General features: G+C 65.3%; 22 protein-coding genes. 4 read left to right on the top strand and 18 right to left on the bottom strand.

From position 1 onward, the window contains the following. Positions 1 to 22 precede the first annotated feature (22 nt). Both ACQR0U_RS02995 and ACQR0U_RS02990 read right to left on the bottom strand, forming a co-directional pair. Positions 23 to 3,592: a helicase-related protein gene (locus ACQR0U_RS02995; protein ID WP_316203497.1), complete on the bottom strand. Its 3,570-nt coding sequence runs from the start codon at positions 3,590 to 3,592 to the stop codon at positions 23 to 25. A 571-nt stretch (positions 3,593 to 4,163) separates the two neighbouring features. After that, complete coding sequence (locus ACQR0U_RS02990; protein WP_316203531.1) at positions 4,164 to 4,940, bottom strand: DUF3108 domain-containing protein; 777 nt, start codon at positions 4,938 to 4,940, stop codon at positions 4,164 to 4,166. Between the two features lie 615 nt (positions 4,941 to 5,555). On the opposite strand from ACQR0U_RS02990, the gene rpmB reads away from it, so the two are divergent. Together rpmB and ACQR0U_RS02980 are read left to right on the top strand one after the other, a co-directional pair. After that, complete coding sequence (gene rpmB / locus ACQR0U_RS02985; protein WP_172114511.1) at positions 5,556 to 5,864, top strand: 50S ribosomal protein L28; 309 nt, start codon at positions 5,556 to 5,558, stop codon at positions 5,862 to 5,864. 340 nt (positions 5,865 to 6,204) lie between these two features. Beyond that, on the top strand, positions 6,205 to 7,467 hold the full coding sequence (locus ACQR0U_RS02980; protein ID WP_316203496.1) for a T6SS phospholipase effector Tle1-like catalytic domain-containing protein: 1,263 nt from the start codon (positions 6,205 to 6,207) through the stop codon (positions 7,465 to 7,467). A 60-nt stretch (positions 7,468 to 7,527) separates the two neighbouring features. Here ACQR0U_RS02980 and ACQR0U_RS02975 read toward each other — a convergent pair whose 3' ends face one another. From ACQR0U_RS02975 to ACQR0U_RS02965, 3 genes are all read right to left on the bottom strand, one after another. Further along, positions 7,528 to 7,776, bottom strand: a complete 249-nt coding sequence (locus ACQR0U_RS02975; protein ID WP_315715244.1) for a hypothetical protein — start codon at positions 7,774 to 7,776, stop codon at positions 7,528 to 7,530. Between the two features lie 158 nt (positions 7,777 to 7,934). After that, positions 7,935 to 8,171 (bottom strand): transcriptional regulator, encoded by a 237-nt coding sequence (locus tag ACQR0U_RS02970; RefSeq protein WP_315715243.1) that lies wholly within the window; start codon positions 8,169 to 8,171, stop codon positions 7,935 to 7,937. Between the two features lie 136 nt (positions 8,172 to 8,307). Further along, positions 8,308 to 8,514 carry a cold-shock protein gene (locus tag ACQR0U_RS02965; protein ID WP_315715242.1) on the bottom strand — a complete coding sequence of 69 codons (207 nt, stop codon included), beginning with the start codon at positions 8,512 to 8,514 and terminating at the stop codon, positions 8,308 to 8,310. Between the two features lie 458 nt (positions 8,515 to 8,972). On the opposite strand from ACQR0U_RS02965, the gene rpsU reads away from it, so the two are divergent. After that, positions 8,973 to 9,296: a 30S ribosomal protein S21 gene (gene rpsU / locus ACQR0U_RS02960; protein ID WP_434842579.1), complete on the top strand. Its 324-nt coding sequence runs from the start codon at positions 8,973 to 8,975 to the stop codon at positions 9,294 to 9,296. Positions 9,297 to 9,343: 47 nt separating this feature from the next. Here the strand turns inward: rpsU and ACQR0U_RS02955 are convergent, their stop codons facing one another. The 12 genes from ACQR0U_RS02955 to cobS form a co-directional block, all read right to left on the bottom strand. After that, positions 9,344 to 9,532: a hypothetical protein gene (locus ACQR0U_RS02955; protein ID WP_315715240.1), complete on the bottom strand. Its 189-nt coding sequence runs from the start codon at positions 9,530 to 9,532 to the stop codon at positions 9,344 to 9,346. Positions 9,533 to 9,791: 259 nt separating this feature from the next. Continuing rightward, positions 9,792 to 11,402, bottom strand: a complete 1,611-nt coding sequence (locus ACQR0U_RS02950; RefSeq protein WP_434842578.1) for an ABC transporter ATP-binding protein — start codon at positions 11,400 to 11,402, stop codon at positions 9,792 to 9,794. 3 nt (positions 11,403 to 11,405) lie between these two features. Beyond that, entirely contained in the window at positions 11,406 to 12,245 is an 840-nt protein-coding gene (locus ACQR0U_RS02945) for an ABC transporter permease (protein ID WP_316226096.1), read from the bottom strand. Then, on the bottom strand, positions 12,242 to 13,213 hold the full coding sequence (locus tag ACQR0U_RS02940) for an ABC transporter permease (protein WP_434842577.1): 972 nt from the start codon (positions 13,211 to 13,213) through the stop codon (positions 12,242 to 12,244). Before ACQR0U_RS02940 ends, ACQR0U_RS02945 begins: the two co-directional genes overlap by 4 nt. 78 nt (positions 13,214 to 13,291) lie before the next feature. Then, entirely contained in the window at positions 13,292 to 14,839 is a 1,548-nt protein-coding gene (locus ACQR0U_RS02935) for an ABC transporter substrate-binding protein (protein WP_434842576.1), read from the bottom strand. Between the two features lie 322 nt (positions 14,840 to 15,161). Continuing rightward, positions 15,162 to 15,584 (bottom strand): hypothetical protein, encoded by a 423-nt coding sequence (locus tag ACQR0U_RS02930; RefSeq protein ID WP_315715425.1) that lies wholly within the window; start codon positions 15,582 to 15,584, stop codon positions 15,162 to 15,164. Between the two features lie 183 nt (positions 15,585 to 15,767). After that, on the bottom strand, positions 15,768 to 16,868 hold the full coding sequence (locus tag ACQR0U_RS02925; protein ID WP_315825518.1) for an LLM class flavin-dependent oxidoreductase: 1,101 nt from the start codon (positions 16,866 to 16,868) through the stop codon (positions 15,768 to 15,770). 181 nt (positions 16,869 to 17,049) lie between these two features. Next, on the bottom strand, positions 17,050 to 18,942 hold the full coding sequence (locus ACQR0U_RS02920) for an RDD family protein (RefSeq protein WP_315825519.1): 1,893 nt from the start codon (positions 18,940 to 18,942) through the stop codon (positions 17,050 to 17,052). Positions 18,943 to 19,033: 91 nt separating this feature from the next. Then, a complete protein-coding gene (locus ACQR0U_RS02915) occupies positions 19,034 to 20,146 on the bottom strand; it encodes an NADH:flavin oxidoreductase/NADH oxidase (protein ID WP_434842575.1) in 1,113 nt (370 codons plus the stop codon). Between the two features lie 103 nt (positions 20,147 to 20,249). Next, a complete protein-coding gene (locus ACQR0U_RS02910; RefSeq protein ID WP_315715233.1) occupies positions 20,250 to 21,326 on the bottom strand; it encodes an esterase-like activity of phytase family protein in 1,077 nt (358 codons plus the stop codon). Positions 21,327 to 21,392: 66 nt separating this feature from the next. Further along, complete coding sequence (cobT, locus tag ACQR0U_RS02905; protein WP_315715232.1) at positions 21,393 to 23,294, bottom strand: cobaltochelatase subunit CobT; 1,902 nt, start codon at positions 23,292 to 23,294, stop codon at positions 21,393 to 21,395. A 144-nt stretch (positions 23,295 to 23,438) separates the two neighbouring features. Beyond that, complete coding sequence (gene cobS, locus ACQR0U_RS02900) at positions 23,439 to 24,437, bottom strand: cobaltochelatase subunit CobS (RefSeq protein ID WP_315715231.1); 999 nt, start codon at positions 24,435 to 24,437, stop codon at positions 23,439 to 23,441. Between the two features lie 295 nt (positions 24,438 to 24,732). On the opposite strand from cobS, the gene ACQR0U_RS02895 reads away from it, so the two are divergent. Continuing rightward, positions 24,733 to 25,389 (top strand): DedA family protein, encoded by a 657-nt coding sequence (locus ACQR0U_RS02895; protein WP_315715230.1) that lies wholly within the window; start codon positions 24,733 to 24,735, stop codon positions 25,387 to 25,389. 14 nt (positions 25,390 to 25,403) lie between these two features. On the opposite strand, the gene ACQR0U_RS02890 is transcribed toward ACQR0U_RS02895, so the two are convergent. Further along, positions 25,404 to 26,627 (bottom strand): citrate synthase family protein, encoded by a 1,224-nt coding sequence (locus ACQR0U_RS02890; RefSeq protein ID WP_315715229.1) that lies wholly within the window; start codon positions 26,625 to 26,627, stop codon positions 25,404 to 25,406. Between the last annotated feature and the right edge of the window lie 33 nt (positions 26,628 to 26,660).

Raw genomic sequence — 26,660 nt, 5'->3', positions numbered from 1 at the left:
TCTTGCCAACCGATCTTGCCGCTCAGTCCTTGCGGTTGTTCCCCGCGAGTTGCTCCTTGAGCGCGGCGAGCTTGGCGAACGGCGAATTGGGATCGACCGGACGGTCGCGATCCCGGCCGCCGCCGCTGCTCGATGCGTAGGGCCGCAGCGCCGGGCCGCTGTCGCGCTTGTCGCGGCCGCCCTTGCCGAAGTCGCGGCCGCCGCGCCCCTCGCGGTCACCGCCGAACTTGCCACCCTTGTTGCGATCCCGGTTCTGGTCGCGCCCCTTGGCATCATGATCGCGGCGCGGCCCGCGATCCTCGCGCGCCGGCGCCGATGCGCCCTCGGCTGGTGGAGCCGCACCAGCCTCCGGCGGGCCCTTGCGGAAGTCCTTGCCGAACTCCTTCATCCGGTCGCGCCGGCCATGGCCGCGGTGATGGCGCTCACGCGCCTCGCCGCCCTCGGCCGGAGCGGTCCCGGCCGGTGCCTGACCGCCGCCGGCAGCCTGCCCGCGCTCATGCTGCGGACGGTTGGGCCGGCCGCGATGATGATGGTCGTGGCGCGGCCGGCGCTCCTCCGAGCGCCCGCCCGGCCGCCAGACCTCGACCAGGACGGGCTCGGCAGCAGGCGCGGCCTCGGCGGGAGAAGCCTCGGTAGCGGTCGATCCAGCAGCAGTTTCCGCCGCGGCAGCTTCAGCCGAAGCGTCGCCGATGCTCGTTGCCTCGTTCGCGACGGCCTCGGCGGCTTCGGGCTGCGGCGCATCCGCAGCGACGGCGGTTTCCGCCTCGGCGACGCCGCTTTCGGCGGCCGTCTCGGCCCCGGACGCCTCGTCCGCCACATCCGGCGTGACGAAATCGACGGTTGGCAGCGATGCCAGGGCCGACACCGACGCGGTTTCCGCCTGCTCCTCACCAACCACCGCGGGCACGGCGACGGCCTGCTCGGTCACCGGAGCGACGGCGGCCTCCGCGACGGTGGGAACCTGCTCGTCGGCCGGCTCGCCGGCGACAACTGCGAGGTCCCCGCCCGGCACGGCCTGCGCATCTGCCGGCTCAGCCGGAGCGGCTTCCGCAGCGGCAGCCTCCGCGACGGCAGCAGCCTCGACGGGCTTCTCAATCGGCTTGGGCGGCAGCGGCGGGCGCTTCTCCATGCGATAGCCGAGCGCGCGCAGGATCGAGGCGAAGTCCTCGCCGGCCGAGCCGGTGAGCGAGGTCATCGCCTGCGTCACCACGAAGCCACGGCCGTCGAAGGCGCCGGCCGGCTTTTCGCCCGGTGCATTGTCGCGCCAGGCCAGGGCGGGACGAATCAGGTCGGCCAGCCGCTCCAGGATGTCGACGCGCACGGCGCGCTCGCCCGCCTGCTTGTAGCCGAGCACGCGATAGGCATCGCGCGGCAGCGCCTTGTCGACCGGGAACGAGGTCCGGCCCGAGCTCGCCAGATGCTGCGCGCCGGTCAGGGCGGACATGTCGACATTGCCCTGCTTCTCGGCCCACAGCAGCGCAGCGAGCGCGCGCGCGGCGGGCTTGAGCAGCGCCGGGACGTAGATGTGGTAGGCACCGAAGCGGACGCCGTACTTGCGCAAGGTGGCGCGCGACGGCTGGTCCAGATCCTTCATCTCGGCGGCGATCTTGGCGCGCTCGATGACGCCGAGCGCCTCCACCAGCTGGAACGCGATGCCGCGGCCGATGCCGGTGATGTCCTCGGCCTTGGACAACTCGAACAGCGGGCCGAGCAGCTTCTCGATATGCGTCTTCAGCCACAGATCGAGCCGCGCCTGGACCTTGTCGCGCGCAGCACCGGTCAGCCGCTCGTCGGCGATGATGCGCAGGCGCGGATGCAGCGCGTCGTCGGCCGCGACCAGCTTGGCGACCGCGTCGCCGGTCCAGCGCACCGTGCCGTCGGCGGTGAGCACGATGTGCTCGTCGGGCGCGCTGGACAGCTTCTCGGCGCGCGCCTCGATCTCGCCGGCCAGCGCCTTCTGGGCAGCAGCCTGCAAGGCCTTGGCCTCCGAGCCGGCTTCGGCGGCGTCGGGCGCGAAGGTGAATCCATCCAGGCGGCCGATCGCGTGCCCTTCAACGATCACTTCGCCGGTCTTGCCGATTTCCGTATTCAAAACACTGTTCTCCCGCAGGCGCCGCATCAATACACTGGTACGACGATCAACGAAACGCTCCGTGAGCCGTTCATGAAGGGCGTCTGACAATTTATTTTCGAGTTCGCGGGTAATCCCCTGCCAATAATCAGGGTCGCGCAGCCAGTCGGGCCGGTTGGCCACGAAGGTCCAGGTACGGATCTGTGCAATCCGCCCCGACAGCGTATCGATGTCGCCATCGACGCGGTCGGCCTGATCGACCTGGGCCGCGTACCAGGCGTCCGGAATACGCCCCTTCTGCATCAGGAAGCCGAACACGGTGGTCACCAGCTCCGCATGGGCGGCCGGCGACAGCCTGCGATAGTCGGGAATCTGGCAGGTTTCCCACAGACGCTCGACCGCGGCCGCGCCGTGAGCGATGTCGCGCACCTCGGCATCGCGCGCGGCGTGATCGAGCACGCGCAGGTCCTCCGCAATCGGCGCGCGCGTCAGCGCCTCATGCGCCGGCGCGACCGCCAGCGAGACCTGAAGCGCGCTCAAGGACGCGAAATCAAGCCGGGAGTTGCGCCATTGCAGCACCTTCACGGTATCGAAGGCATGGTTCTGGAGCGCATTGACCAGCTCGGGCTCGAATGGCGCACAACGTCCGGTGGTGCCGAACGTGCCATTGCGCGTCGCGCGTCCGGCACGGCCGGCGATCTGGGCAAATTCCGACGGCGTGAGCCGGCGGAACTGATAGCCGTCATATTTGCGGTCGGACGCGAAGGCGACGTGATCGACGTCGAGGTTGAGCCCCATGCCGACCGCATCGGTGGCGACGAGATAGTCGACGTCACCGTTCTGGAACATCGCCACCTGCGCGTTGCGGGTTCGCGGCGACAGCGATCCCAGCACGACAGCGGCGCCGCCATGCTGGCGGCGGATCAGCTCGGCGATGGCGTAGACCTCGTCGGCCGAGAACGCCACGATGGCGGTCCGGCGCGGCTGTCGCGTGATCTTGCGATCACCGGCGAATTCGAGTTGCGACAATCGTGGCCGCGTCACCATCGACGCGCCCGGCAGCAGACGCTCGATGATGGGACGCATCGTCGCAGCACCCAGCAGCAGCGTCTCGTCGCGACCGCGGCGATTGAGGATGCGGTCGGTGAAGACGTGGCCGCGCTCGAGATCGGACGCGATCTGGATCTCGTCGACGGCCAGGAACGACACGTCGAGATCCCTGGGCATCGCTTCGACGGTCGACACCCAGTAGCGCGGATTTTTCGGCTTGATCTTCTCCTCGCCGGTGATCAGCGCGACGGCCTCGCTGCCGACGCGATCGGCGATCTTGTTGTAGACCTCACGCGCGAGCAGCCGCAGCGGCAGTCCGATGATGCCGGAGGAATGCGCGAGCATGCGCTCGATCGCCAGATGCGTCTTGCCGGTGTTGGTGGGGCCGAGCACGGCGGTGACGCCGCTTCCGGGAGCGCGGTCGGACGTGCGCTCGAAAGGCGAGGCAGCCGAAGAGGACGAAAAAGCCATTCGTTAAATGTGGGTCTCGAAGCCGGCGTTGGAAGCGCGCCGTTCACGCGCGACGGATGCGGAATAATCGTGTGTCTGGAGAGGCTGCGATGCTGACCCCTGTCTCACATTGTGACGCATATAGTGACGCAGCTTAAGCTTCGGAACGCCTTGAGAACGAATCGCGAAGGAATCGCTGACTCCGTCGGCTTTCCGGCTTCGTTCACCGCAACATCTCGCGCTCTGCCATCAAGCCAGCACTAGATCAAGTTTTCGCGGGCTCCACAAGCAACGCTTTCGCGATGGAACTGGCGCGCGTTCAGCGCGTCCCGAGTCGAATCAGAATCAGGGAAGAGTCAAACGGATTCACGCGCAGCAGACAGCATCCATAGGGGGTACCGACAAATCGGAGCTCATGAGCCCGTCAGTCCGGAGATCATGCAGCGCGAACCCGGAATCTCCATCGGATTCAAGCGATAGCGGACGGCATGCCTTCAGACCATCACGCCACGGCCGCTGTCGCGGCCCAGCCGCTGACGGGGCTGTGCCGCAACGACGAGATTCCGATGTGGAGGAGCAGAGAAACGACGCACTACTGGGTCTTGGCGACGTGCGGCGCCGCCTGGGTGATGAACGACGTCGCTTCCAGCATCGCGGTCCCCAACGGGGTCGGGATCACCATCTTGAACGGCACCAGCACACGGGTGCCGGCGATCGGCACGAAGAAGATCTCCATGTTGCGGGCCTGAGCCAGATATTTGATCACCGGCCGGTCCGGGATGTAGCCCGCGACTGGCGTGAAGTAGATCGCGCAGACCAGCGCCGGGCCACGATAACCCTTGTCTGCCTTGACGTTCTCCATGCGCTTGTAGTCGAGCTTGAGCTCGTAGCGCATGCGGCCGTCGAACACGGGCGCAGCGCCGCGGCACGAGTCCGGCGACAGCAGCTCGCCGTTGCCCGGCACGCGCACCAGAGAGGCCGTCATCGGATCGAGCACGCCACGCTTGTGGGCATCCGTCACCGGAATGCGGTCGGGATCGACCGGAGGCGCCGGCTCGATGGCGAAGTCCTTCACAGTACCGTTCTGCAGATTGATGCGGATCTGCTCGGATTTCTTTCCCGTCGTGGTCGATGCCTGGTAGCTCTGGCCGACCAGGGCGCCGTTGACGACGCGCCCCTGCACCGAGCCGGTGCCTGATCCTTGCGAGAAGCTCTTGAGCAGGCCGGCGGTGCCGCCCTGAGCCGCGGCACCATACTGATCATCCCCGATCTCGACCGCCCAGGTGCCCTTGCCGACGGGGATGCCAGCCAGGGAAGCCTCGTATTGAGCGTCCAACCGAGCCTGCGCCTGGGCGTCTTGCGCCAGCAACAACAGGCAGAGCGCTGCCCCGGCCGCGGCCAGGCGACAGGAGAGAAATGAGGGAACCGAGATGATGGTCACGTGACGAATGATCCTACCGATCCGCCTGCCTGAGCGCCGGACCGATCCGACGCGCCGTCCTTGCTACTTAAGCCAAAAACGCCTTCAAACAACGCGAACCGTCCGACAATGGCGGTTTGTCCAGCGCTTTGCAGCTGAACAGCACTCAGACCGTCATCCGCAGCTCTGCCGGAACCGAGCCGCGAACCTCCGACCGCGCCAGCATGCCGCCATTCCGGCATTTCGGACTGTTCGCGGGATATCCATCCATCACGTCCGAATGCGCCCTTTATATGGTCTAAACTATCGGCTATACTATTGATTATACGCCTGCTTTTCTGCTGGTTGGCGATTTCGGCCCGACCAGGAGGATGCACGGGTCGCGCCCTTCGGGTTCGCCGGCCCGGCTCCCTCTATTCGCTGCGGCCTTCAAAACCTTGACGAAAAGCCGCATCCCCCCTATACGACCGCATCTCCCAGAGACGAGCTGGACGAGTTTTGGACCCCCGCGGCCCGCCGACACAGGCGGACGAAGGGTGCGGGGATGAGAGAGGATTTATTGCCATGTCGCGGCGCTGTGAACTGACGGCCAAGGGTCCCCAGGTTGGCCACAAGGTCAGCCACTCCAACATCAAGACCAAGCGGCGCTTCCTGCCGAACCTGTGCAACGTGACCTTCATCTCGGATGCACTCGGCCGCAACGTGCGCCTGCGCGTCTCCACCAACGCGCTCAAGAGCGTCGACCACAATGGCGGCCTCGATGCCTATCTGCTCAAGGCCAACGCCGCGACCCTGTCGCCGCGCGCGCTGGAGCTGAAGCGCGCCATCGAGAAGAAGGCGGCGGACGCTGCCCCGGTCGCCAAGGCGAGCTGAGAGAGCAAGCCGAAATTCAGGATTGATGCAGAAGCCGGACGCGTCACGGGCGGGGCTTCAAGCTGAACGAGATGTCGAAACGGCCGGGTCGAGAGATCCGGCCGTTTTGCTTGCGGATGCCGTGACCAACTGACAACTCTGGACACGGGCAGCAGGCGCGGGGCGGCAGGACACGGGTGACCATCCGTTCGTACAACGGCGCCCTGCAGTCACTTCGCGATGTCCGCCGCGCCGCGCCCAACAGCGACCCAGACGAAGTGCCATAGGGAACCGACCTCCCCAACACCAGCCGGATGCTCTACACTCGTTGCGGTAGCATTATTGCGGACATTCCTTTGCCATGAAGAATATTGTCATCTGCTGCGACGGCACCGGCAACGAGATCAGCGAGAACATCTCGAACGTGCTCAAGCTTTATCGGTGCCTGCGCAAGACCGACAAGACGACACCGCATCAGGTCGTGTTCTACGATCCCGGCGTCGGCACGTTGACGCAGCCCGACAGCTGGCATCGCTTCAAGGCCAATTTCAACATGGTGCTGGGGCTCGCGACGGGCTACGGCCTCGACGACAACGTCATCAACGCCTACTCTTTCCTGGCCACGCAGTACCAGGACGGCGATCGCATCTTCCTGTTCGGCTTCTCGCGGGGCGCCTACACCGTGCGCGTGCTGGCCGGGCTGATCCACAAGATCGGGCTGATCTCGCCGGGTCAGATCAATCTCGTCGGCCCGGGCGTGATTGCCTACAAGAAGTACTCCTCCGACAATCCGAAGGCCGGGCGTGGCATCACCAAGGAGCTCGAGAGCACCGAGGAGGACGGGCCGATCCCGGAGAGCCGCGCCGACCAGGCCGCGCAGTTCGCGCGGATCACCTCGACGCGCTGGCCGACGATCCATTTCGTCGGCGTGTGGGACACGGTGGCGAGCGTGATCGTGCCGCGCACCGACCGGCTGTTTGCGCTGCCGAGCCTTGAGGAGCTCGCCTTCACGATCGAGAACCCGAGCGTGAAGATCTTCCGTCAGGCTGCGGCGATCGACGAGCGCCGCTGCATGTTCCGGCTGAAGCCGTGGGGGATGCCGCAGACCTTCACGCCGAACCGCTTCAACAAGGCGCAGGCGCGACCGCAGGACGCCAAACAGGTGTGGTTCGCCGGCGTGCATTCCGACGTCGGCGGCGGCTATCCCGAGGTGCGGTCGGCGGCTTCGAAATATCCGCTGCTGTGGATGATCGACGAGGCGGTCGAGGCCGGGCTGACGGTCAATCCGCGCACGGTGAATCAGCTCGCCTGGGGCGTGCAGCGCAAGAACAGTCCGTTCTCCTATGTGGCGCCGAGCGTCCAGGGCCCCCTGCACGATTCGATGACGCCGGCCTGGCGGCTGCTGGAATGGCTGCCGAAGAGCGCGACGTACAAGGAGTGGCCGGAGCGCAAGGCGCATTTCGGATTGTACATTCCGAATTGCGAGCCGCGCTTCATTCCCGAGGGCGCGTTCATCCACGAGAGCGTGCTGATGCGGATCGCGGAATCGCAGGACTACCGGCCCGTCAATCTGCCCGCGTCCTATGAGCGCGTCCCGCTTCCGGTCAAACAGAAGGCGGAGTAGCAGCAACGGCGCGTTGCGCGTCGGGCAGCGTCTTCAGAGGCCCGCGTGTGGCGGATCGCCTCAGATCATGCGCAGATGGATGACGCCGTCGGTCACCTCGCCACGGGCGAACTGCTCGCGCGCCATCTGCTCGAACGCCGTGCGGTTTCGCTGCAGATAGGCGAACGCCTGGTTGCGGGTGCAAAAGCAGGTCTCGAGATGACAGACCTGCCGCGTGGCGCCGATTGCGAGCGCGAATGCGATCGTCTGGCCTCCACGCTGCGTCTCGTCCTTGGCGATGCGAACGTCTGTAGCTGTCGACTTGGCCACGTCAGCCTCCTCGGTACGAAGGTCGGGTCTGTACGCGGGACGCGGTTGAGACGTAATGATCAGGCATGGATCGCCCGTCTGTTCGAGCACCGGCAACGGATCTGAAGTTCCGATAGTTCCACCGGGCAGCCGACGTCGGAAGGCGAGACGAAACCGCCCTAGCGAGCGACCTTCTTCCGCCGCTTCGGCGCAGGCGCCGCGTCAGAACCCGCTTGCGCAGCTTCCGCTTCCTTGGCGAGCCGCAACACGCGCAGCCGCTCCATGTTCTTGCGGACCGCCGTCGCGCGCTGATCCCATTCGGCGCGCGCCTTCGCCCCGTCCTCGGCGGCGACGCGCTGGCGCTCCGACCGCGCAATGCTTTCGGGGGAGCGTTCTGACATCTTCTTGGTGGCCATCGACTGATCCTTCCGGAAACGCGGGTTACCGTCGAGACGCAGAAAGCCCGCTCAATACAGGATCGAGCGGGCAAACCGGCCATTTCAGTACATCCGTGAAATGGCCCAAGACGTCAGAGACGTCAGATCAGTGCGATCAGACCAGCGCGAGATTTTCTGCGCTGGTTTTACCGCGCATCTTGTCCGTCTTGACCTCAAAACTGACTTTCTGGCCTTCAGCCAGACCGGCGAGACCAGCGCGTTCAACAGCGCTGATGTGAACGAACACGTCGTTCCCGCCATCCTGCGGCTGAATGAAACCAAAGCCCTTCTGGCCATTGAACCACTTGACCGTACCCTGCATGTCTATCTCCAAATCATTCACCGCGCGACCATCACGCGATCTCATTCAACTGAGCGATGACTTTTGGAAATAGCCCACAGGCACATTCAGAAAGGCACAGCGGCTAATCGAACTACCTCAAGGTAGAGATTTTCTGGGGGATTACAAGGCCGCGCGGCAAATATAGTTTGCCGAGGGCCGGAACCGTTGAGTCGGCTCGCGCTGGCAATATCAGCAGATTGCCCCTATCTTCACAGCACCATCGGTAACGGCATGGCCATCGATGGCTGAGAGACACTCGTGCTCCCGCCTTCCGACGAAGGGGATCACCGTGTCTCGCACGTATCGTGACTCATAACATTGTGAGCAACACGTTTCATTGACGCCGCTCTGCTGAGCGCGCCGTTCGCCCCGCCGCAGCGCCGCTCGGCTTTGCCAACCGAATTTCATCGATAGAGATGAAGACAAGGAGGACACTTTTGCAGGTTCTTGTTCGTGACAACGACGTCGAGAAGGCGTTGCGCATCCTGAAGCGGAAGATGCAGCGCGAAGGCGTATTCCGCGAGATGAAGCGCCGCAGATCCTATGAGAAGCCATCGGAGCGCAAGACGCGCGAGAAATCCGATGCGATCAGGCGCCATCGCAAAGTCGCGCGCAAGCAGGCCATCCGCGAAGGGTTGCTGCCGGCGCCGGTCAAGAAGGTACCCGCAGCGCGGCCGGGCGCGCTCCCCTCAACGACCTCGACGCACACCGATCGTGAACGGCCGCGGGACCAGCTTAGCGCTACGCCCCCGCGCAGCTGAGCAAGCGACGGCATGCCCGCCGAAATCGACGGGAAGAGGCTGGCGGTTCACGCCAGCTTCTTCGGCTGTTTGCCGGCGCCGTCAGCCGCTTCACGCGCCAATCGCTCGGCCTTCAGTCGCTCGCGGTTCTGATCGAAGGCGCTCTGCGCCTTTTCATAATCGCTTCTCGTCGGCTCGGCCGGCTTGAAGGCTTTTTGAGCCTCGCGCACGGCGGCCGTTGGCTTGCGCTCCGACATGATGAGAGTCCTCGTTGGGATGGTGAACGCCGCTGCGACATCCTGTCGAGACTGGCGCAGCACGGCACGGTTCAATGAAGGCCGCGGGTAGAGGGAGCACGAGCCCGCTGTCTTGGCGCGTACCAGCTCGGGCGACCACCCTGCGGCCCCATCGGGGTCCAGTCTTATTATAATCCAAATACGCCGAAGATGTTGCAAGCATTTGAACCCGACCCGGCACGATGCTCCATGGTTCCGACCGGCGGCCGGCTTACGCAAATCACGCCGTACCGTGCTTGCGGCCGGGAACGGCAGCGAGCAGCTCGCGCGTATAGGCGTGTTCGGGATTGGCGAACAGCGCCGCGGTCGGCTTCAGCTCGACGATCTCGCCCTTTTGCATGACGGCGATCCGATCGCAGATCTGCGCGGCCACCCGCAGGTCATGCGTGATGAACAGCATCGACAGACCAAGGCGCGCCTTCAAATCTTCCAGGAGCCGCAACACCTGCGCCTGGACTGACACATCGAGCGCCGACACTGCTTCGTCCGCGACGATGATCTCCGGATCCAGCGCGAGCGCGCGCGCAATGCCGATGCGCTGACGCTGGCCGCCGGAGAACTCGTGCGGATAGCGGCCGATGGCGCCGGCGTCGAGCCCGACCATGCCGAGCAGCTCCTGGGCGCGCTTCAGCGCCGCGTCGAGCGGCGTGCCGCGCGCGACCATGCCGTCGGCAATGATGCGGCCGACCTTGCGGCGCGGGTTGAGCGAGGCGAACGGATCCTGGAAAATCATCTGGATGCGATGACGCTGCGCGCGCAAGGCGCGCCCCTCCAGCGCCGTGAGATCGACATCGCCGATCCGCACCGTGCCGCGATCGGCCTCGATCAGCCGCATCACCAGACGCGCAACGGATGACTTCCCCGAGCCGGACTCGCCGACGAGTCCGAGCGTCTCGCCCTGGTGGATCGCGAAATTGACCGCATGCGCGGCGCGCGTCTCGCGCTTCGGGCGGAACCAGCCGGTCGGCGTCACATAGGTCTTGTCGAGGCCGATCACCTCCACCGCCCGAGGAGCAGCCTCGCGTGACTGCCGCGGTGGCGGGTCGAACGACGGCACGGCCGCGAGCAGCGCCTTGGTGTAGTCGTGCTGCGGCTGGCCGAGCACGGCGGCGGCCGTGCCCTCCTCCACCACCTTGCCATGGCGCAGAACAACGACCTGGTCGGCGATGTCGGCGACGACGCCGAAATCATGGGTGATGAACATCACCGCCATGTTGTGGCTGGCCTGCAGGTTGCGGATCAGCTTGAGGATCTGCGCCTGCGTCGTGACGTCGAGCGCGGTGGTCGGCTCGTCCGCGACGAGCACCGCAGGCTCGAGCGCGAGCGCCATCGCGATCATCGCACGCTGGCGCTGGCCGCCGGAGAGCTGATGAGGATAGGCGCGGATGATCCGTTCGGGATCGGGCAGGCCAACCTCGCGCGCCAGCGCCAGCGCCTTGGCGCGGCGCTCGCGGGGGCTCAGCAGATCATGCGCCTCGAACACCTCCATCAGTTGCTCGCCGATCCGCATCAAGGGATTGAGCGCGGTCATCGGCTCCTGGAACACCATCGTGATGCGGCGGCCGCGCAGATCGCGCCAGCCGTCCTCATCGACGGCAAGCAGGTCGCGCCCCTCGAAGCGCATCTCGCCGCTCTCCACTTTCACCGTATCGGGCAGCAGCCCGAGCAGCGCATGCGCGCACATCGACTTGCCCGAGCCGGATTCGCCGACCACGCAGACGATCCTGCCCGCGGTAAGATCGAAGGAGACGCCGTCGACGGCGTGGGCGCGCTCGGCGCCCGGCGGCAAAGCGATACGGAGGTTGCGGATGGCAACGACGGGATCAGCCACGGCTCACCTGCCCTCGCGCGACAGGCGCGGGTTGAGCGCATCGTTCAGGCCCTCGCCGATCAAATTGAGGCCAAGCACCGACAACAGGATCGCGACGCCGGGAAACACGGTGATCCACCACGCCTGACGAATGACGGTGCGGCCGGCGCCGACCATATAGCCCCAGGAGATCAGGTTGGGATCGCCGAGGCCGAGGAACGACAGCGAGGACTCCAGGAGGATCGCGGTCGCGACCATCAGCGAGGCCAGCACGATGACAGGCGACAGCGCGTTGGGCAGGATCTCGCGCCAGATGATCCAGGCATTGCTCTGGCCGGTGACGACCGCAGCCTGGACATATTCGCGGGTCCGCAGGCTCAGCACCTCGCCGCGGACCAGGCGCGCCACCGGCGGCCAGCTGACGAGGCCGATCGCGGCGATGATCGAATAGATCGACGGCTGCAGGATCGCGACCAGCACGATCGCGAGCGCAAAGCTCGGGATGGTCTGGAAGAACTCGGTGAAGCGCATCAGCGCGTCATCGACCCGGCCGCCGAAATAGCCGGCGATGGCGCCGAGCGGCACGCCGACGATCAACGCCACCAATGTCGAGACGAGGCCGACCAGCAGCGAGACGCGCGCGCCGAAGATCAGGCCGGCGAGCACGTCGCGGCCGAGCGCATCGGTGCCGAGCGGGACCTTCGACAGCGTGAACGGCGGAACGAACGGCCGCTGCGCCATGCGCCACGGCGAGTTGGGAAAGTAGAACGGGCCGGCCACCGCGACGACGATCGCCAGTGCGAGAATGATCAGCCCGATGATGCCGCTCGGGCTGCGCAGCATGGTTCGCCAGAACTGCCTCATGACGCGTACTCGATGCGCGGATCGACCAGGCGATAGACGAGGTCGGTGACGAGGTTGAAGATCAGCACCATCGCCGAGGAGACCACGAACACACCGAGCAGGAGATTGTAGTCGCGCTGGATCAGCGCGTCATACATCAGCCGGCCGATGCCGGGCCACGCGAACACGGTCTCGGTCAATACCGCGCCGCCGACCAGCGTTCCGGCGTGGACGCCGGCGAGGGTCACCACCGGCAGCAGCGCGTTGCGCAGCACGTGGCGGCGCAGGATGACGCCGTCACGCAGGCCCTTGGCGCGCGCGGTCTTCACGAAGTCGAGCCGCTTGACCTCGAGCATCGAAGCGCGGGTCATGCGGGTGTAGGTCGCCATGAAGAACAGGCCGAGCGTCGCGGCCGGCATCGCGAGATGTGCGACGACGTCGAGCGCGTGGCGGACTCCCGTATAGCCGGCACCGACCGTTTCATAGCCGAAGCTCGGCAACCAATCGACCCAGACCGAGAACAGCAGGATCGCGATCAGCGCGATCCAGAACAGCGGCGTCGCGTAGAAGATCAACGCGAGCACGGTAATTGCAGTATCGAGGATCGTGCCGGCGAAGCGCGCGGCGAGCGCGCCGAACAGGATGCCGAGACCGAGCGAGATCGCGAACGCCGTGAGCGTCAGCAGCAGGGTCGCCGGCAATCGTTCGGCGATCAGCCTGGCGACCGGCGCCTGCTGACGGAACGAGAAGCCGAGATCCAGGCTGGCGATACCCTTGACGTAGATGAGGAGCTGCTCCGGCAGCGGACGGTCGAGGCCGAATTTTTCGCGCAACTGCGCCACGAAGATCTGGTCCGAGGCACCGGCCTCGCCGGCCATGACCACGGCCGGATCGCCCGGCGCCAGCCGGATCAGGAAGAAATCCAGCACGATGATGGCGAGAAGGACGATGACGCCTTTCACGACGCGCTGGGCGATGAAGGAGAGCATGAAAGGTCCGTGAAGGTCAGCTCGGCGGGACAGCGAAACACCGGAGCGGGGGTCATGGCCGCGCCCCGGAGTGCACCACTATTTGTCGAGCCAAGCGTCTCGGAAGCCGTCGTTGACGCCGATGCCGGTGGTGATCAGGTTCTTCACCTTGCACTTGGTGATGGTCGGGAACTGGAGCTCGAGCAGCCAGGCCACCGGCACGTCCTCAGCCAGGATCTTCTGCACCTTGTCATAGGCCTCCTTGCGTTTGGCGTCGGTCGGCGCCGTGGCGCCCTCCGCGAACAGCTTGTCGACCTCCGGGTTCGAATAGCCCTCGACATTGTTGAAGAGCTGGCCCTTGGCGATCGCCGAGGTGATGTAGTTGCGGGACACGCCGAGCGCGGGATCGCCGTACTGATACAGATAGGTGAAGGCGATGTCGTAGTCCCACTCCATGATCTTCTGGTTGCCGCCGGGCACGTCGGTCGCGATCGTCTCGATGTTCATGCCGACGTCCTGAAGGTTCTGCTTCACCGCCTCGCCCCAGCGCTGCCAGGTCTCGCCATAGGCGAGCGGCAGCATGCGAATCTTCTCGCCCTTGTAGCCGGCCTCCTTGAGCAGCGCCTTGGCCTTGGCCGGGTCGTACGGATATCTCGGCACGTCGTCGGAATAGAACTTGATGGTCGATGCCGAAGGTCCGGTTGCGACCTTGCCGAGGCCGTTCCAGATCACGTCCTTGGCGAAGTCGCGATCGATGGCATACATGATGGCCTGGCGCACCTTCTTGTTGGCCAGGATCGGGTGGCGGTTGTTGAGCCACATCCACGACAGCGGCGAGAAGAACTCCCAGCCGGCCCCGGTGACGCAGGCGCCCGACAGCTTGGAGACGCGCGGCACGTCGAAATTCTCGATCGAGCCGCCCGGCAGCACGTCGACCTTGCCGGTCTCGAAGGCAACCGCGCGCGCGGCGGCGTCGGGAATGATCTGCCAGTAGACCTCGTCGAGATAGGGCTTGCCCTTCTCATGGTAGTTCGGATTTTTCACCATCCGGATGAAGGATCCCTTCTGCCATTCCTTGAACATGAAGGGGCCGGTGCCAACAGGCGCGCTGTTGTTCGGATTGGTCTTGTAGTCGGTGCCTTCATACAGGTGCTTCGGCACCATCGGCATCGAGCCGACCTCGAAGATGCCGATGAAGGGACCGAACGGCTCCTTCAGCGTGAACACCACCGTGAGATCATCCGGCGCCTCGACCTTCTCGACAATTGCGAGGTTGTTGCGAGCGCGCGCATGCGTCTGCTTCAGCATGTCGATCGAGAACAGCACGTCGGCCGACGTGAACGGCTTGCCGTCGTGCCAGGTCACGCCCTTCTTGAGCTTGAAGGTGTAGACCTTGGCATCCGGGCTGATGGTCCAGCTCTCGGCGAGGCCGGGCAGCGGCTCCAGCTTGGGACTGTAGCGCAGCAGGCCTTCGAAGATGTTGCCGGACACCATCTGCGTCGGGCCGTTCTGGACCATCGCCAGCATCAGGCCGGGCGGCTCGGGCTGGATCACCGCGTTGACCACGCCGCCGATCTTCGGCTCCTCCGCTTGCGCCGCGGACAGTCCGCAGCCAATGACCACACCCAGCAGCACCCGTTTCAACATGATGAACTTCCCAAATGTCATTGCCGGCCGCGATGCATCAAGCGCGCCAAGGTGCGCGATATCGCCATGCAGCTTCTGATGTGATGCCTGCTCTGGGCGCATGGACTGTTGGATCGTCCGCGCGCAGCGCTGTAGAACGGCTCCAATACGACTGCGGGCAACGCTTTGGAAACGTCGCCAGGACCTGTGTCAGTCGCGCAATGCGTCCACGAACGACGCGGCATCACAGGTCGAGCCCCTGATGCAAAGGCTCACACGATCATAATCGCCGCCGCAAGATGAAACTCGCGACAGCGTTAGCCCAAAAATTGAACAGGGAAAATCAGCGCCGCAGACGGGCGATCGCGCCGGAAACGATCTGCATGATCACGCCGATGATCCAGCCGACCATGATCAGCGACGTCCAGACGATGTGCGGATCTTCGCGCAGGATGATGATGGCAACGGCGAAGAACGCCGTGAGGGTTGCGAGGAAGGTCCCGAAGGCGCTCAGAAATTCGGCCGTATCGATCTTCGCCTCCGGCGAGTTCTCCTCATGAGGATGAAAAGGCAGTTGCGGCGTGTCGATGCCGAGATAGAAGCCCAGTGCCCCAGAGAGCATCATCACGATCAGGAAGCCCTGTGTGGTCAGCAACGGAACGCTGGAGCCGACATGGGCCCCGACGAAGACGCCGCAGGCGGCGCCCGCCAGAGCCAGACCCGAGCGTTCGAGGATATGGGCAAACTTCCTGACGCGAAACCGCATGACCTGCCCCCAATGTCAGACCGCCACACGCATGCGGCGGATTCGGCGCCTGGATCCGTCCTAACGGCAAGACCGTCACCCAAACGTCAAATCTGAAGCTGCACTCGCGCGAAAATTTTAGCTACATTTCTTTTGACGCCAGCATTGCCCGAAAGGGAGGGTGAATGCTGGCGCCAAGAGAGACTAGGCGGCCTTGGTGAGGCCGGCATTGAGGTGGCTCAATCTCGGCATCACCTCCTGCTTCAACAGGCGCAGCGAGTTGTGCCAGGCTTCCGGCTTGTGCTTGTAGTCGAAGCCGAACACGCACAGGGTGCCGAAGCCGCCGACCTCATGCCAGATCTTCTCGATCTTCTCGGTCACCGTCGCCGGCGAGCCGACGATCCAGTTGCGCCTGGCGCAATAGTCCACCGTCACGTCGGAATCGGGCACGTCGGGTGAGTGCTTCAGATAGTCCTTGAAGCCGAAATGACCGAGCAGGGGCAGGAAGTACTCGCCCATCATCCGTCCCATCATGTCGCCGGAGGACAAACGCCAGGCTTCCTCGTCCGTATCGGCGACGAACACCTCGCGCACCAGCCGCCAATCGCTGCGGCTGGGCTTGCGACCGGACTTGGCGGCGCCGGCCTCGACCGAGTCCCAGTGCGACGACACATAGGCGGGGTTGAGGTTGAGGCTCATCGGGATGAAGCCACGTTCACCGGCGAGCTTCAGCGTATCGGAGTTCTTCGACAGGCCGGCGACGCCGATCGGCGGATGCGGCGCCTGCACCGGCTTGATGTGCGGCTTGAGGAAGTCGAACATCACGTCGGGCTTGGTCACCGTCCAGTACTTGCCCTTGTACGTCCATGGCGCGTCCTCGGACCACATCTTCAGGATGATCTCCAGCGCCTCGCGCGTCATCTCGCGGTTCTGGCCGCTCATGCCGTCGACGTTGAACATCGCCCAGTCGCTCGGCAGGCCGGATGCGGCAATGCCGAAATTGAGCCGGCCGTCGGAGAGGTGATCGAGCATCGCGACGCGATTGGCGAGCTCGGCCGGGTGATGATAGGGCAGCAGGAAACCGCCGGGCCCGAGCCGGATGTTCTTGGTTTCACGGAAGGCCTGCGCCAGAATGAGATCGGGTGCCGGGTGGGGCTCCCAGGGCGCGGTGTGATGCTCGCCGATCCAGGCTTCCTGATAGCCGAGCTCGTCGAGCCACCGCAGGACCTGCAGATCCCATTCCTGCCCTTCCTTCAATCCGCACTCCGGCGGATGCGAGGGCATCGTGAAATATCCGATTTCCATGGCGCTTTCCTCTCGCGTTTGTATTGCGGCGCATCTTCGTGATGCGCTCATCGTCACGCGAGACGAAACACGACCAGACGAGTCGGCATCGCCGCACGTGGTCTGCGAAGACTAGCACGTCATGAGACGCCGACAATCACCGACTGTTTGAGGGGCGAGCACACGTCAGCGCAGCTCGCGGCTATTTGAGGCCCGTCATGGGTGATGGAAAGCGACCGGGAGGTTTCTCCGACTGGAGTCGCTGCACGAGGTCCGGCGGCAGGTAAACCGTGGGCCGCGGCGGGGCAGGTGCGGCCGACTGCTCGCTGTTCGGGGCGGCGCCATCCACCGCGATGGTTCGAACCTTCGTTGCCGACGCAGCCGCGGCAGTTGCGGTCGCAGGCACGAGGCGGGTCGCGACATGCTCCCTGAGCAGTTCGGCATGGTCAGGAAACCACATCGAGCTCGGCTCCGCCATATTGGCGCGTTCGGCAAAGGCGCGGGACAGCCCCAGGTTCTGCAGCCGCTCCTCCTCGATCGCTATGGTCCGGCTGCGCTCGGCAGCGGTGATTCCGCGATAGGAGGGCTGATGGAAACCGAGCCGTGCATCTGACACGACGATGCGGTCCTTGCCGCCCAAGAAGACAATGGTGCAGGCCGACAGGCATTGCTTCTCGACCAGGGTCGACAATCCGCGCGCCTTGATCAGGTCGGACATCCGTTGCGCCTCGCGGATGCGGCCGCCGGCCGAATCGAGCCGCACCGTCTTGACCTCCGACATCGCGTTCAGGAAACCTTCGAGCTCCTTGGCCGTGCCGTACTTGATGCCACCGGTGAATTCCAGCATTTCGCCAGAGGCGAGGACCTTGAATTGGTGCGGTCCCAGAGAGCTGTCGCCGGCGACGATTTCGGCAATGCCTGCGATCCGCGGCAGGCCTTGCGTGAAGAAATGCCAAACCGAGATTCCGACGCCGAGCGCGACCATGATCTTCGCCAGGCCGCCCCACGCGCCGTTATCGCCACCGCTATAGCGCGTCGACGAGCGCCAGATGCCAACGGTCTGCCAAAGCGTGAACAACAAGATGCAGAGCCATATCACGCACATCAGGACGAGCGCCGGCAGCGGCTGCGCATCGAATCCCTGCTGCGCGACCAGCGCGGTCACGACTTCGATCGCGAGCGTCGCAATCACCCCGAGCAGTGCTCCGTTGACCCAGTACGACACGGGCAAGGACAGCTCACCGCGCCAGTGCCGGGCAAGGTAGCTCCGCTGCGGGCTCAACGGCGCGGGCGAGAGCGGAGTTGACGGCTCGGCACTTGCCCACCCGCGACCAACGCAATAGACGGCAGTGGTTGCGAACTGGTCGTACCAGCTGTCCCTTCGCATGTAGACTTGCCGCCATGCAGCGAGGCCGACGATCAGCAGCGGACAATACGATGCGAGCGTCACGCCAATGAGCAAGGATGCCGGCAACGCGGCGATGTCCAGGAATGATACCACGACCGACCAGATCAGCGCTGGACTCACGACCAAGAGCAGCAGGCCGTAACGCCGCCCGGCCGCGGCATTCGTCACTGCACTGCAATCGGCGCTCGCCAGACGAATACGACAAATCCTTCGGCCGGGCGTGCCGGCGGCCGTGTCGAATATGGCGCGCAGAACCAGCAACAGCGGCAGCAGGAAAATCCCGAGCGAGAGTCCCTTGACCGGAGTGCCCTCCGCATCGAGCATGCTGTCGACGTGGACTTCCTTGGTGAACGGACCGTCCCGCGTGACCTGCGCGACCCGCACCATGCGGGCAGAGGGCAGGCCGAACACGCTGTTTGTGCAATCGACGATCCGGTTGGGCTTGAGATCGGCGGGCACGGCGACCCCGGGCGGGATCGCGTCAAGCTTCCTGCAGCTGATGGCATAGATGCCGTCGGCAAACTGAACCCGGCCGTGGCTCAGCGGAAAAAGGACCAACGCGCAGACCTGCAGAGTGGCCGCGATGGCCACCATGTCGATCAGCAACGCGCCAAGCCGGCGCCAGACTCCGGCGCGCTTGGAGGTGCTACTGAGATCCTGGTCTGTCGCTAACCGCTCGGCGAACATCGCTTGCCATGACCCGCCACACGCGGCACCACCTTCGCACGCTACCTGGAATTGACTGCCGGGGCAAGCGATCACACCCGGAAGCGAGCGGTCAGCGTGCGCCGAACGTCGTCTTGCCGAACAGCTCCTTCTGCGTCGACGGCTGCGAGCGCCAATATTGCGGAGGTGCGGCGACTTGTCCGCCGAGCTCCGCTGCCGCGTGCCAACCCCAGCGCGGGTCATAGAGCATGCCGCGGGCCAGCGCGACCATGTCGGCCTTGCCCGAGGCCACGATCTCCTCGGCCTGCTGCGCCTGCGTGATGAGACCGACCGCAATCGTGGGAAGCCCCGTCGCCTGTTTCACGGCCGCGGCGAACGGTACCTGATAGCCGGGTCCGAGCGTGATCTTCTGCAACGGCGACACGCCGCCCGAGGAGACGTCGATCCAATCGGCGCCGCGGCGCTTCAGCGCTTGCGCAAATATGATGGTCTGATCGAGATCCCAGCCGCCGTCGACCCAGTCGGTGGCCGAGACGCGCATGCCGACCGGCTTGTCCGCAGGGAAGACGGCGCGCACCGCATCGTAGACTTCGAGCGGAAAGCGCATGCGATTCTCCAGAGACCCGCCATAGCTGTCGGTGCGCTGGTTGGCGATCGGCGACAGAAACTGATGCAACAGATAGCCATGCGCGCCGTGGAGCTCGATCGCGTCGATGCCGAGGCGCGCCGCCCGTTGCGATGCGGAAACGAACGCATCGCGGATGCGGGCCAGGCCCGCGAGATCAAGCGCCTCCGGCGCGAGCTCGCCCTCCTTGTGCGGCAAGGCCGACGGCGCGACCGTCTGCCATCCGCCGTCCGCGAGCGGAATCTGCTGTCCGCCATCCCACGGCTTGTGGCTGGAGCCCTTGCGGCCGGCATGGGCGAGCTGCATCGCAACCGCAGCCTTCGAATGTTTGCGAACCGAGGCCAGGATCGGCTTCAGCGCAGCTTCCGTCACATCGTCCCACAACCCGAGACAGCCGGGAGTGATGCGCCCGATGGGCTCGACATGCGTCGCCTCGATGCAGAACATCGCCGCGCCCGACAGCGCCAGCGTGTTGACGTGGGTGAAGTGCCAGTCATTGGCCGCGCCATTCTCGGCCGAGTACTGGCACATCGGCGACACCATGATGCGGTTGGCGAGTTCGAGACTGCGCAGCTTAATCGGAGTGAACAGGGCGCTCATGCTGAGTTCCAGGTTGTGACCGTTGACGCGATGATCTGATGGCCGCGAGTGTCGATCATGGACGAGCCGCGGTCAACGCGAGCCGCCGCAGCGGTGTCGCAGCTCACTCCATCAGCGTGAACTGCAGCAGGAGCGTGCGCTGGATCATCGAGAAGTTGTCGTCGGACACCAGCGTCAGCACGGTCTCGCCCTCCGGCGTCACATGCGCATCGATGCCCTCGAGATTGTCGATCTCCTGGCCGAGATCGGCGGAGAAGATCGCCGGACCATCGACCAGCGCGCCCGGCGCAATCTGCGCCAGCGTCAGCCGGCGGATTCGAATGCCGACCCCGTTGAACAGCGAGAACTTACGTTCGAGTACCAGAAGATCGCCCGACGGCAGCAGCACGGCATCGCTGACGTCGAAGTCGTTGCTGCGAACGATGCTGAACTGTCCCGCGGCCGGTCCGCCGATCAGGAAGGCCAGCAGATTGCCGTTCGGGTCCAGACCGCGCTCGGAGAGCGCGATCAGGGTGCCGGCGAGCGGCAGGCCCTTCGGCACGACCACCAACGCCTCCAGTCCCTTGTTGTGGGGCAGCCGCTTGGCGGCTGGCGGCAGCGGCACGATCTCGCCGCGCGCGCCGGTTCCACCCTTGGCGAAGTCGTAGCGCAAGAGCTGGTTGACGCGTTCGAGGCCGACATAGACGATGTCTCCATCGCGCGCGAGCGACTCGGAATCATACCAACCGCGATCGGTGATGGGACGTCCGTCCAGACCAAGCAGCGGCGCCGCTTCGACATCGGCGAGCCCCGCGATCTCGCGGCCGGAATAGGCAATGCGGCCAGTGAACCAGCCGCCCTTGTCGCTGACCGCGAGGAAGCGTTCACCCTTGGCATCGAGCCGGATGCCGGACAGGCCGCCAAAGCCGGGAAAGGACGAGGTCAGCGCCACGCCGCTGCGATATTGCAGCATCCCGAAGCGCAGATGCGTCCGATCGCGGAGGTCGAACGAGGGCAGCGGTCGCGCGTTGACCTCGATCTTGACCGCCGATGTGACGGAGTGCTCGTCAATGGTGACCCGTCTGCGAACCGGCGCCGGCGCAAGCTGCGCAACAGCCGTCCTGGACCATGCGAATGCCGACACTCCGCCGATGGTCAGCGCAAGAAAGCGCCTGCGGTCGGCAATCGCCTGCAGCGACATCGTTAGCGGAGCCCCCTCCCCCACCTCCTCCGAGCCGGAGGAGGGACGCAGCCGGCCGACGGCCGCTTACGAATGCAGCCTGCGCTTTTGCCCCGGCGCAGGCTGCGGTGCGGCGTGGGTCTCCGTGAACAATTCGGCGAGCTTCTCGGTGATGGCGCCACCGAGCTCCTCGGCATCGACGATGGTCACCGCGCGACGGTAGTAACGCGTGACGTCGTGGCCGATGCCGATCGCGATCAGCTCGACCGGCGAGCGGGTCTCGATCTCCTCGATGATGTGGCGCAGATGCCGCTCGAGATAGTTACCGGGATTGACCGACAGCGTGGAGTCATCGACCGGCGCACCGTCCGAGATCATCATCAGGATCTTGCGCTGCTCGGCACGCCCGAGCAGGCGCTTGTGCGCCCAGTCGAGCGCCTCGCCGTCGATGTTCTCTTTCAACAAGCCCTCGCGCATCATCAGACCGAGATTCTTGCGCGCCCGCCGCCACGGCGCATCGGCCGATTTGTAGATGATGTGGCGGAGGTCGTTGAGGCGGCCGGGATTGGCCGGCTTGCCGGCGGCAAGCCACGCCTCGCGCGACTGTCCGCCCTTCCACGCCCGCGTCGTGAAGCCGAGGATCTCGACCTTGACGCCGCAGCGCTCCAGCGTGCGCGCGAGAATGTCGGCGCAGGTCGCGGCCACCGTGATCGGCCGCCCACGCATCGAGCCGGAATTGTCGAGCAGCAGCGTCACCACGGTGTCGCGGAAGGTCGCTTCCTTCTCACGCATGAACGACAACGGCTGATAGGGGTCGATGACGACGCGCGACAGCCGCGCCGGATCGAGGATGCCCTCCTCGAGATCAAACTCCCAGGCGCGGTTCTGCTGCGCCATCAGCCGGCGCTGCAGCCGGTTGGCGAGCCGCGCCACGATGCCCTGCAGATGCGCAAGCTGCTTGTCGAGATAGGAGCGCAACCGCTCCAGCTCGTCATGGTCGCACAGGTCTTCCGCGGCAATGACCTCGTCGAATTTCGGCGCGAAGGCGTGATATTCGGGGCCGCGCGGCTCGTTGGCGCCGCCGCGGTTCGGACGCGTCGCCTCGCCCGGCGTCTCGTCGTCGCCGAGTTCGCCGTCGTCGAGCGTGTCAGACGCCGAGGCCTGGGCCGCCTCCATCGCGCTCTCCGACATCTCGTCCGACGTCGTCTGCGCCTGGTCGGCGCTCATCTCCTGGGCAGCGTCGGAATCCGGCGAGCCCTCGGCGCCGGACTGCTCATTGTCGCCATCGCGATTGTCGTCGTTGTCCTCGTCCTCTTCCGAATCCGCGTTGCGCTCGTCGCCGAGATCCAGCGCCGAGAGCAGATCGTGAACCAGGTCGCCGAACTTGGCCTGGTCCTCGGTGAAACGGCCGAGCTCATCGAGACGCTGGCCGATCCTGTCCTCCAGGAACGGACGCCAGAGATCGACCACCTTGCGCGCCGCGTTCGGCGGCGCCATGCCGGTCAGCCGCTCGCGCACCAGCATCGCCAGCGCATCCGACAGCGGTGCGTCGGCGCGGTCGGTGATCTCGTCATACTTGCCGCGATGGAAGTGGTCATCGAGCATCGCCGTGAGATTCTTGGCGACGCCGGCCATGCGTTTTGCACCGATCGCCTCGACACGCGCCTGCTCGACCGCCTCGAACACGCCACGCGCCTGCGGATTGCCCGGGATCAGCTTGCGATGAATCTTCGGATCATGGCAGGCGAGCTTCAGTGCGATCGAGTCGGCATGGCCGCGCACGACGGCGGCGTCGCGCTTGGTCATCTTGCGCGCCGGCTCCGGCAGCCGGGCCTTGCCCGGCGCGAGGCCGGGACGCTCGGCCGCGAAGGAGACTTCGAGCTCAGGCGCCCTGGCGATCGCGCGCAGGCACCCCGTGACCGACCTCTTGAAAGGTTCGGTCGGTGCTTCCTTGACGCCAGGACGGGGCTTGTTGCTCGGTGTGGTCATCTGATTCCTGCGGCTATCGTCCCGGCGAACGCCAGGCCCGATAACCACCGGCGTTCGTTTGTTCGCACTCGCTCTCCCGCATCACCCGACGAGAGAGGCCGCGGCGTATGGGTCCCGGCCCGAGGCCAGAACGACGCCGGTGTGTCAGCTCAGCGCCACGTTGATGGAGGATTCCGGCAGCTCCGCATTGAAGCAGCGCTGATAGAATTCCGCGACCAGCGGACGCTCGAGCTCGTCGCACTTGTTGAGGAACGTCACACGGAAGGCGAAGCCGATGTCACTGAAGATCTCGGCGTTCTCGGCCCAGGTGATCACCGTGCGCGGGCTCATCACCGTCGACAGATCGCCATTGGCGAAGGCGTTGCGCGTGAGGTCGGCGAGCCGCACCATCTTGTTGACGGTGTCGCGGCCCTGCGGGTTCTGGTAGTGCTTGGCCTTGGCCAGCACGATCTCGACCTCCTCGTCATGGGCGAGGTAGTTGAGCGTTGTGACGATCGACCAGCGGTCCATCTGGCCCTGGTTGATCTGCTGGGTGCCGTGATAGAGGCCCGAAGTGTCGCCGAGCCCGATGGTGTTGGCGGTCGCGAACAGACGGAACGCCGGGTGCGGCTTGATGACCTTGTTCTGGTCGAGCAGGGTCAGGCGGCCCGACACTTCGAGCACGCGCTGGATCACGAACATCACGTCGGGGCGGCCGGCATCATATTCGTCGAACACCAGCGCGACGTTGTGCTGCAACGCCCAGGGCAGGATGCCGTCGCGAAATTCGGTGACCTGCTTGCCGTCCTTCACCACGATCGCGTCCTTGCCGACGAGGTCGATGCGGCTGATATGGCTGTCGAGGTTGACGCGCACGCAGGGCCAGTTGAGTCGCGCCGCGACCTGCTCGATATGAGTCGACTTGCCCGTCCCGTGGTAACCAGTCACCATCACGCGGCGGTTCTTGGCGAAGCCAGCCAGGATCGCAAGGGTGGTGGCGCGGTCGAAGCGGTAGTCGGCGTCGACTTCGGGAACATGCGGGTCGCTTGCGGAAAAGGCCGGCACCTCAAGGTCGCTGTCGATCCCGAACACCTGCCGCACCGACACCTTCATGTCGGGCACACCGGTCATCTCCTGCGCATTGGTCGTAGCGGCGGTCGTCATTCATCCTCCGAGGTCCCGGGCATTCCCGAAACCAGATTTCATGTTTGGCTGCGGTTGAAGGGCTTCGACGCCAGCCTAGCAGAGAGCACGCGCGGGCAGAAGCCTAAGCCTTGATCAAAGTTCCGTCGTTATATCATCGAGATAGGCATGAGTGGTCGTTTTCGAAAGGCTGCCCTGCGAATCGTGCCACCTTTCCGCCCACCGGCTCTTCCCAGGATCTCGACGTGGCACCCGGAGCCGGGGTTCCTACTTATGGAGGAGCTCCCTGCCCACCCTCTGCACCTACAGGAACCGCGTGGCCCATCTGCTCGATCCCCTCATTGCCTTCGTCTCAGCGCATGCGGGACTGGCTTATCTCACCCTGTTTCTGGCCGCCCTGCTGGAGGCGATCCCGATCGTGGGCTCGGTGGTTCCAGGCACGACCATCATCCTGGCGCTGAGCGCATTGATTCCGGGCGGCGAGCTGACCCTGCAATGGGTGCTGGCGGCGGCGATCCTGGGCGCGGTGCTGGGGGACGGCGGGGCGTTCTGGGTCGGCCATCGCAGGCAGCGCGAGATCTTGACGAGCTGGCCGTTCTCGAACTATCCGCGCCTGGTGGCGCAGAGCGAGGCCCTGTTCCACCGTTTCGGCACCCTGGCGATCTTCTTCGCCCGCTTTATCGCGCCGATCCGCGCCGTCGTACCGATCACGGCCGGCGCGCTCGACATCCCTCCGCCCCGCTTCTACGCCGTGAACATCCCTGCCATCGTGCTGTGGGCCGGCGCCCATGTCCTGCCCGGAGTGTTCGCCGTGCAGCTGTTGCACCGTTATGGCGGCATTCCGCATCATAGCCATATCGCCAAGTCCACCTGGATCATCGCGACTGTCGCGGGCACGATCGTGGTCTGGCTCGTGCTGTGGCTCGTGCGGAAGCGACGCGAAACTCAGCTGGCGGCCGGCACGGCGGAATAGGCGGACGGCGGTCGCTAGAGCGTCTCCAGGGTAGCGCCGCGCCCCGGGATGGGTCCGGTGTAGCGGGCGCGCGGCCGGATCAGGCGGCCGAACTGCAGCTGCTCGCAGGCATGGGCGATCCAGCCGACGCAGCGCGCCATCGCGAACAGCGCCAGCTCGCTTCCCGCGGGCAGCCGCAGGCTGTGAACCAGCACGGCCAGCGCGTAATCGATGTTCACGAATTCACCGGTCGCTTCCGCGATCCGCTCGGGCACCTCGCGGGTGAATTTGCGCGGCGCACCGGCGCGCGTCAGCGCCTCCAGGAGCGAGATGGCGCGAGGGTCGCCGTGCTTGTAAACGCCGTGGCCGAAGCCGGCGAAGCGCTCGCCGAGCGCCACCCGCTCGCGGATCAGCGGCGCGACATCGCGATCGATGAGTGCCTTCACCAGCTGCGACGCCAGGACGCCGGCGCCGCCGTGCTGCGGTCCCTTGAGCGCCGCAAGACCCGCGATGACGGCATCGTAGAGGCTGAGGCCCGTCGACGCCGCACAGCGGACGGTGAAGGTCGACGCGTTCAGCTCATGATCGGCCAGCAGCACCAGGGTGCGACGGATCAGGTCCGGCGCATGTTCATGTCCGGGCGCCCAGCTCCGCGCGACCTGAACATGGAGCGGATCGGCTGACGCTGGCTGGTTCAACATGGTTGCGACCACAAGCCGAACGATGCGCGCGCCGACCAGCGCCCGACCGTCGGGAGCGCGGTTGAAAGCCGCGGGATCAGCATGTGTCGCCAGCGCCAGTACCGCGATGGCGCGGTCGATCGGCGCCGCGCGCCGCGCAGCATCGGCGATGAAACCCATCTCCTCCGACACGGCCGGAAGGTTGCCTGGCGCAAACGGATCGAGCGCGGTCACGTCCCACAGCAGCGTCGCAGCATGCTCCAGCGTGCCGCGCACGGCCAGGTCGACGCAATTGACGCCGCGATAGATCGGACCGGCTTCGGTGATCGTCGACACGGCGGAATCGAACACGGGGAGGTCCGCATCGAAGCTACGGAAGGCGCGCGGCTCGGGGGCCGGTGCGCGCCTTTCCTTCAGGGCTCGGATGTCCTCGGCGCGATAGCGGTTGCTGCGCGAATTCGGAGACGGCTCGGAGCGGACCAGTCCGCGGCTGACATAGGCGTAGAGGGTGGCCGGCGAGATCGCGAGTTCCGCCGAAGCTTCACGAGCAGATAGGTAAAGGCCGCTGTCTTTTTTCATATTGATCAGCTTAATCAAGATTGATCAAGTTGT

Origin of the sequence: Bradyrhizobium sp. HKCCYLRH3097 (assembly GCF_051167875.1) — a bacterium.
Taxonomy (GTDB): Bacteria; Pseudomonadota; Alphaproteobacteria; order Rhizobiales; family Xanthobacteraceae; genus Bradyrhizobium.
The sequence above is the reverse complement of the archived record's forward strand: the minus strand, read 5'-3'. Positions and strand labels throughout refer to the sequence as shown.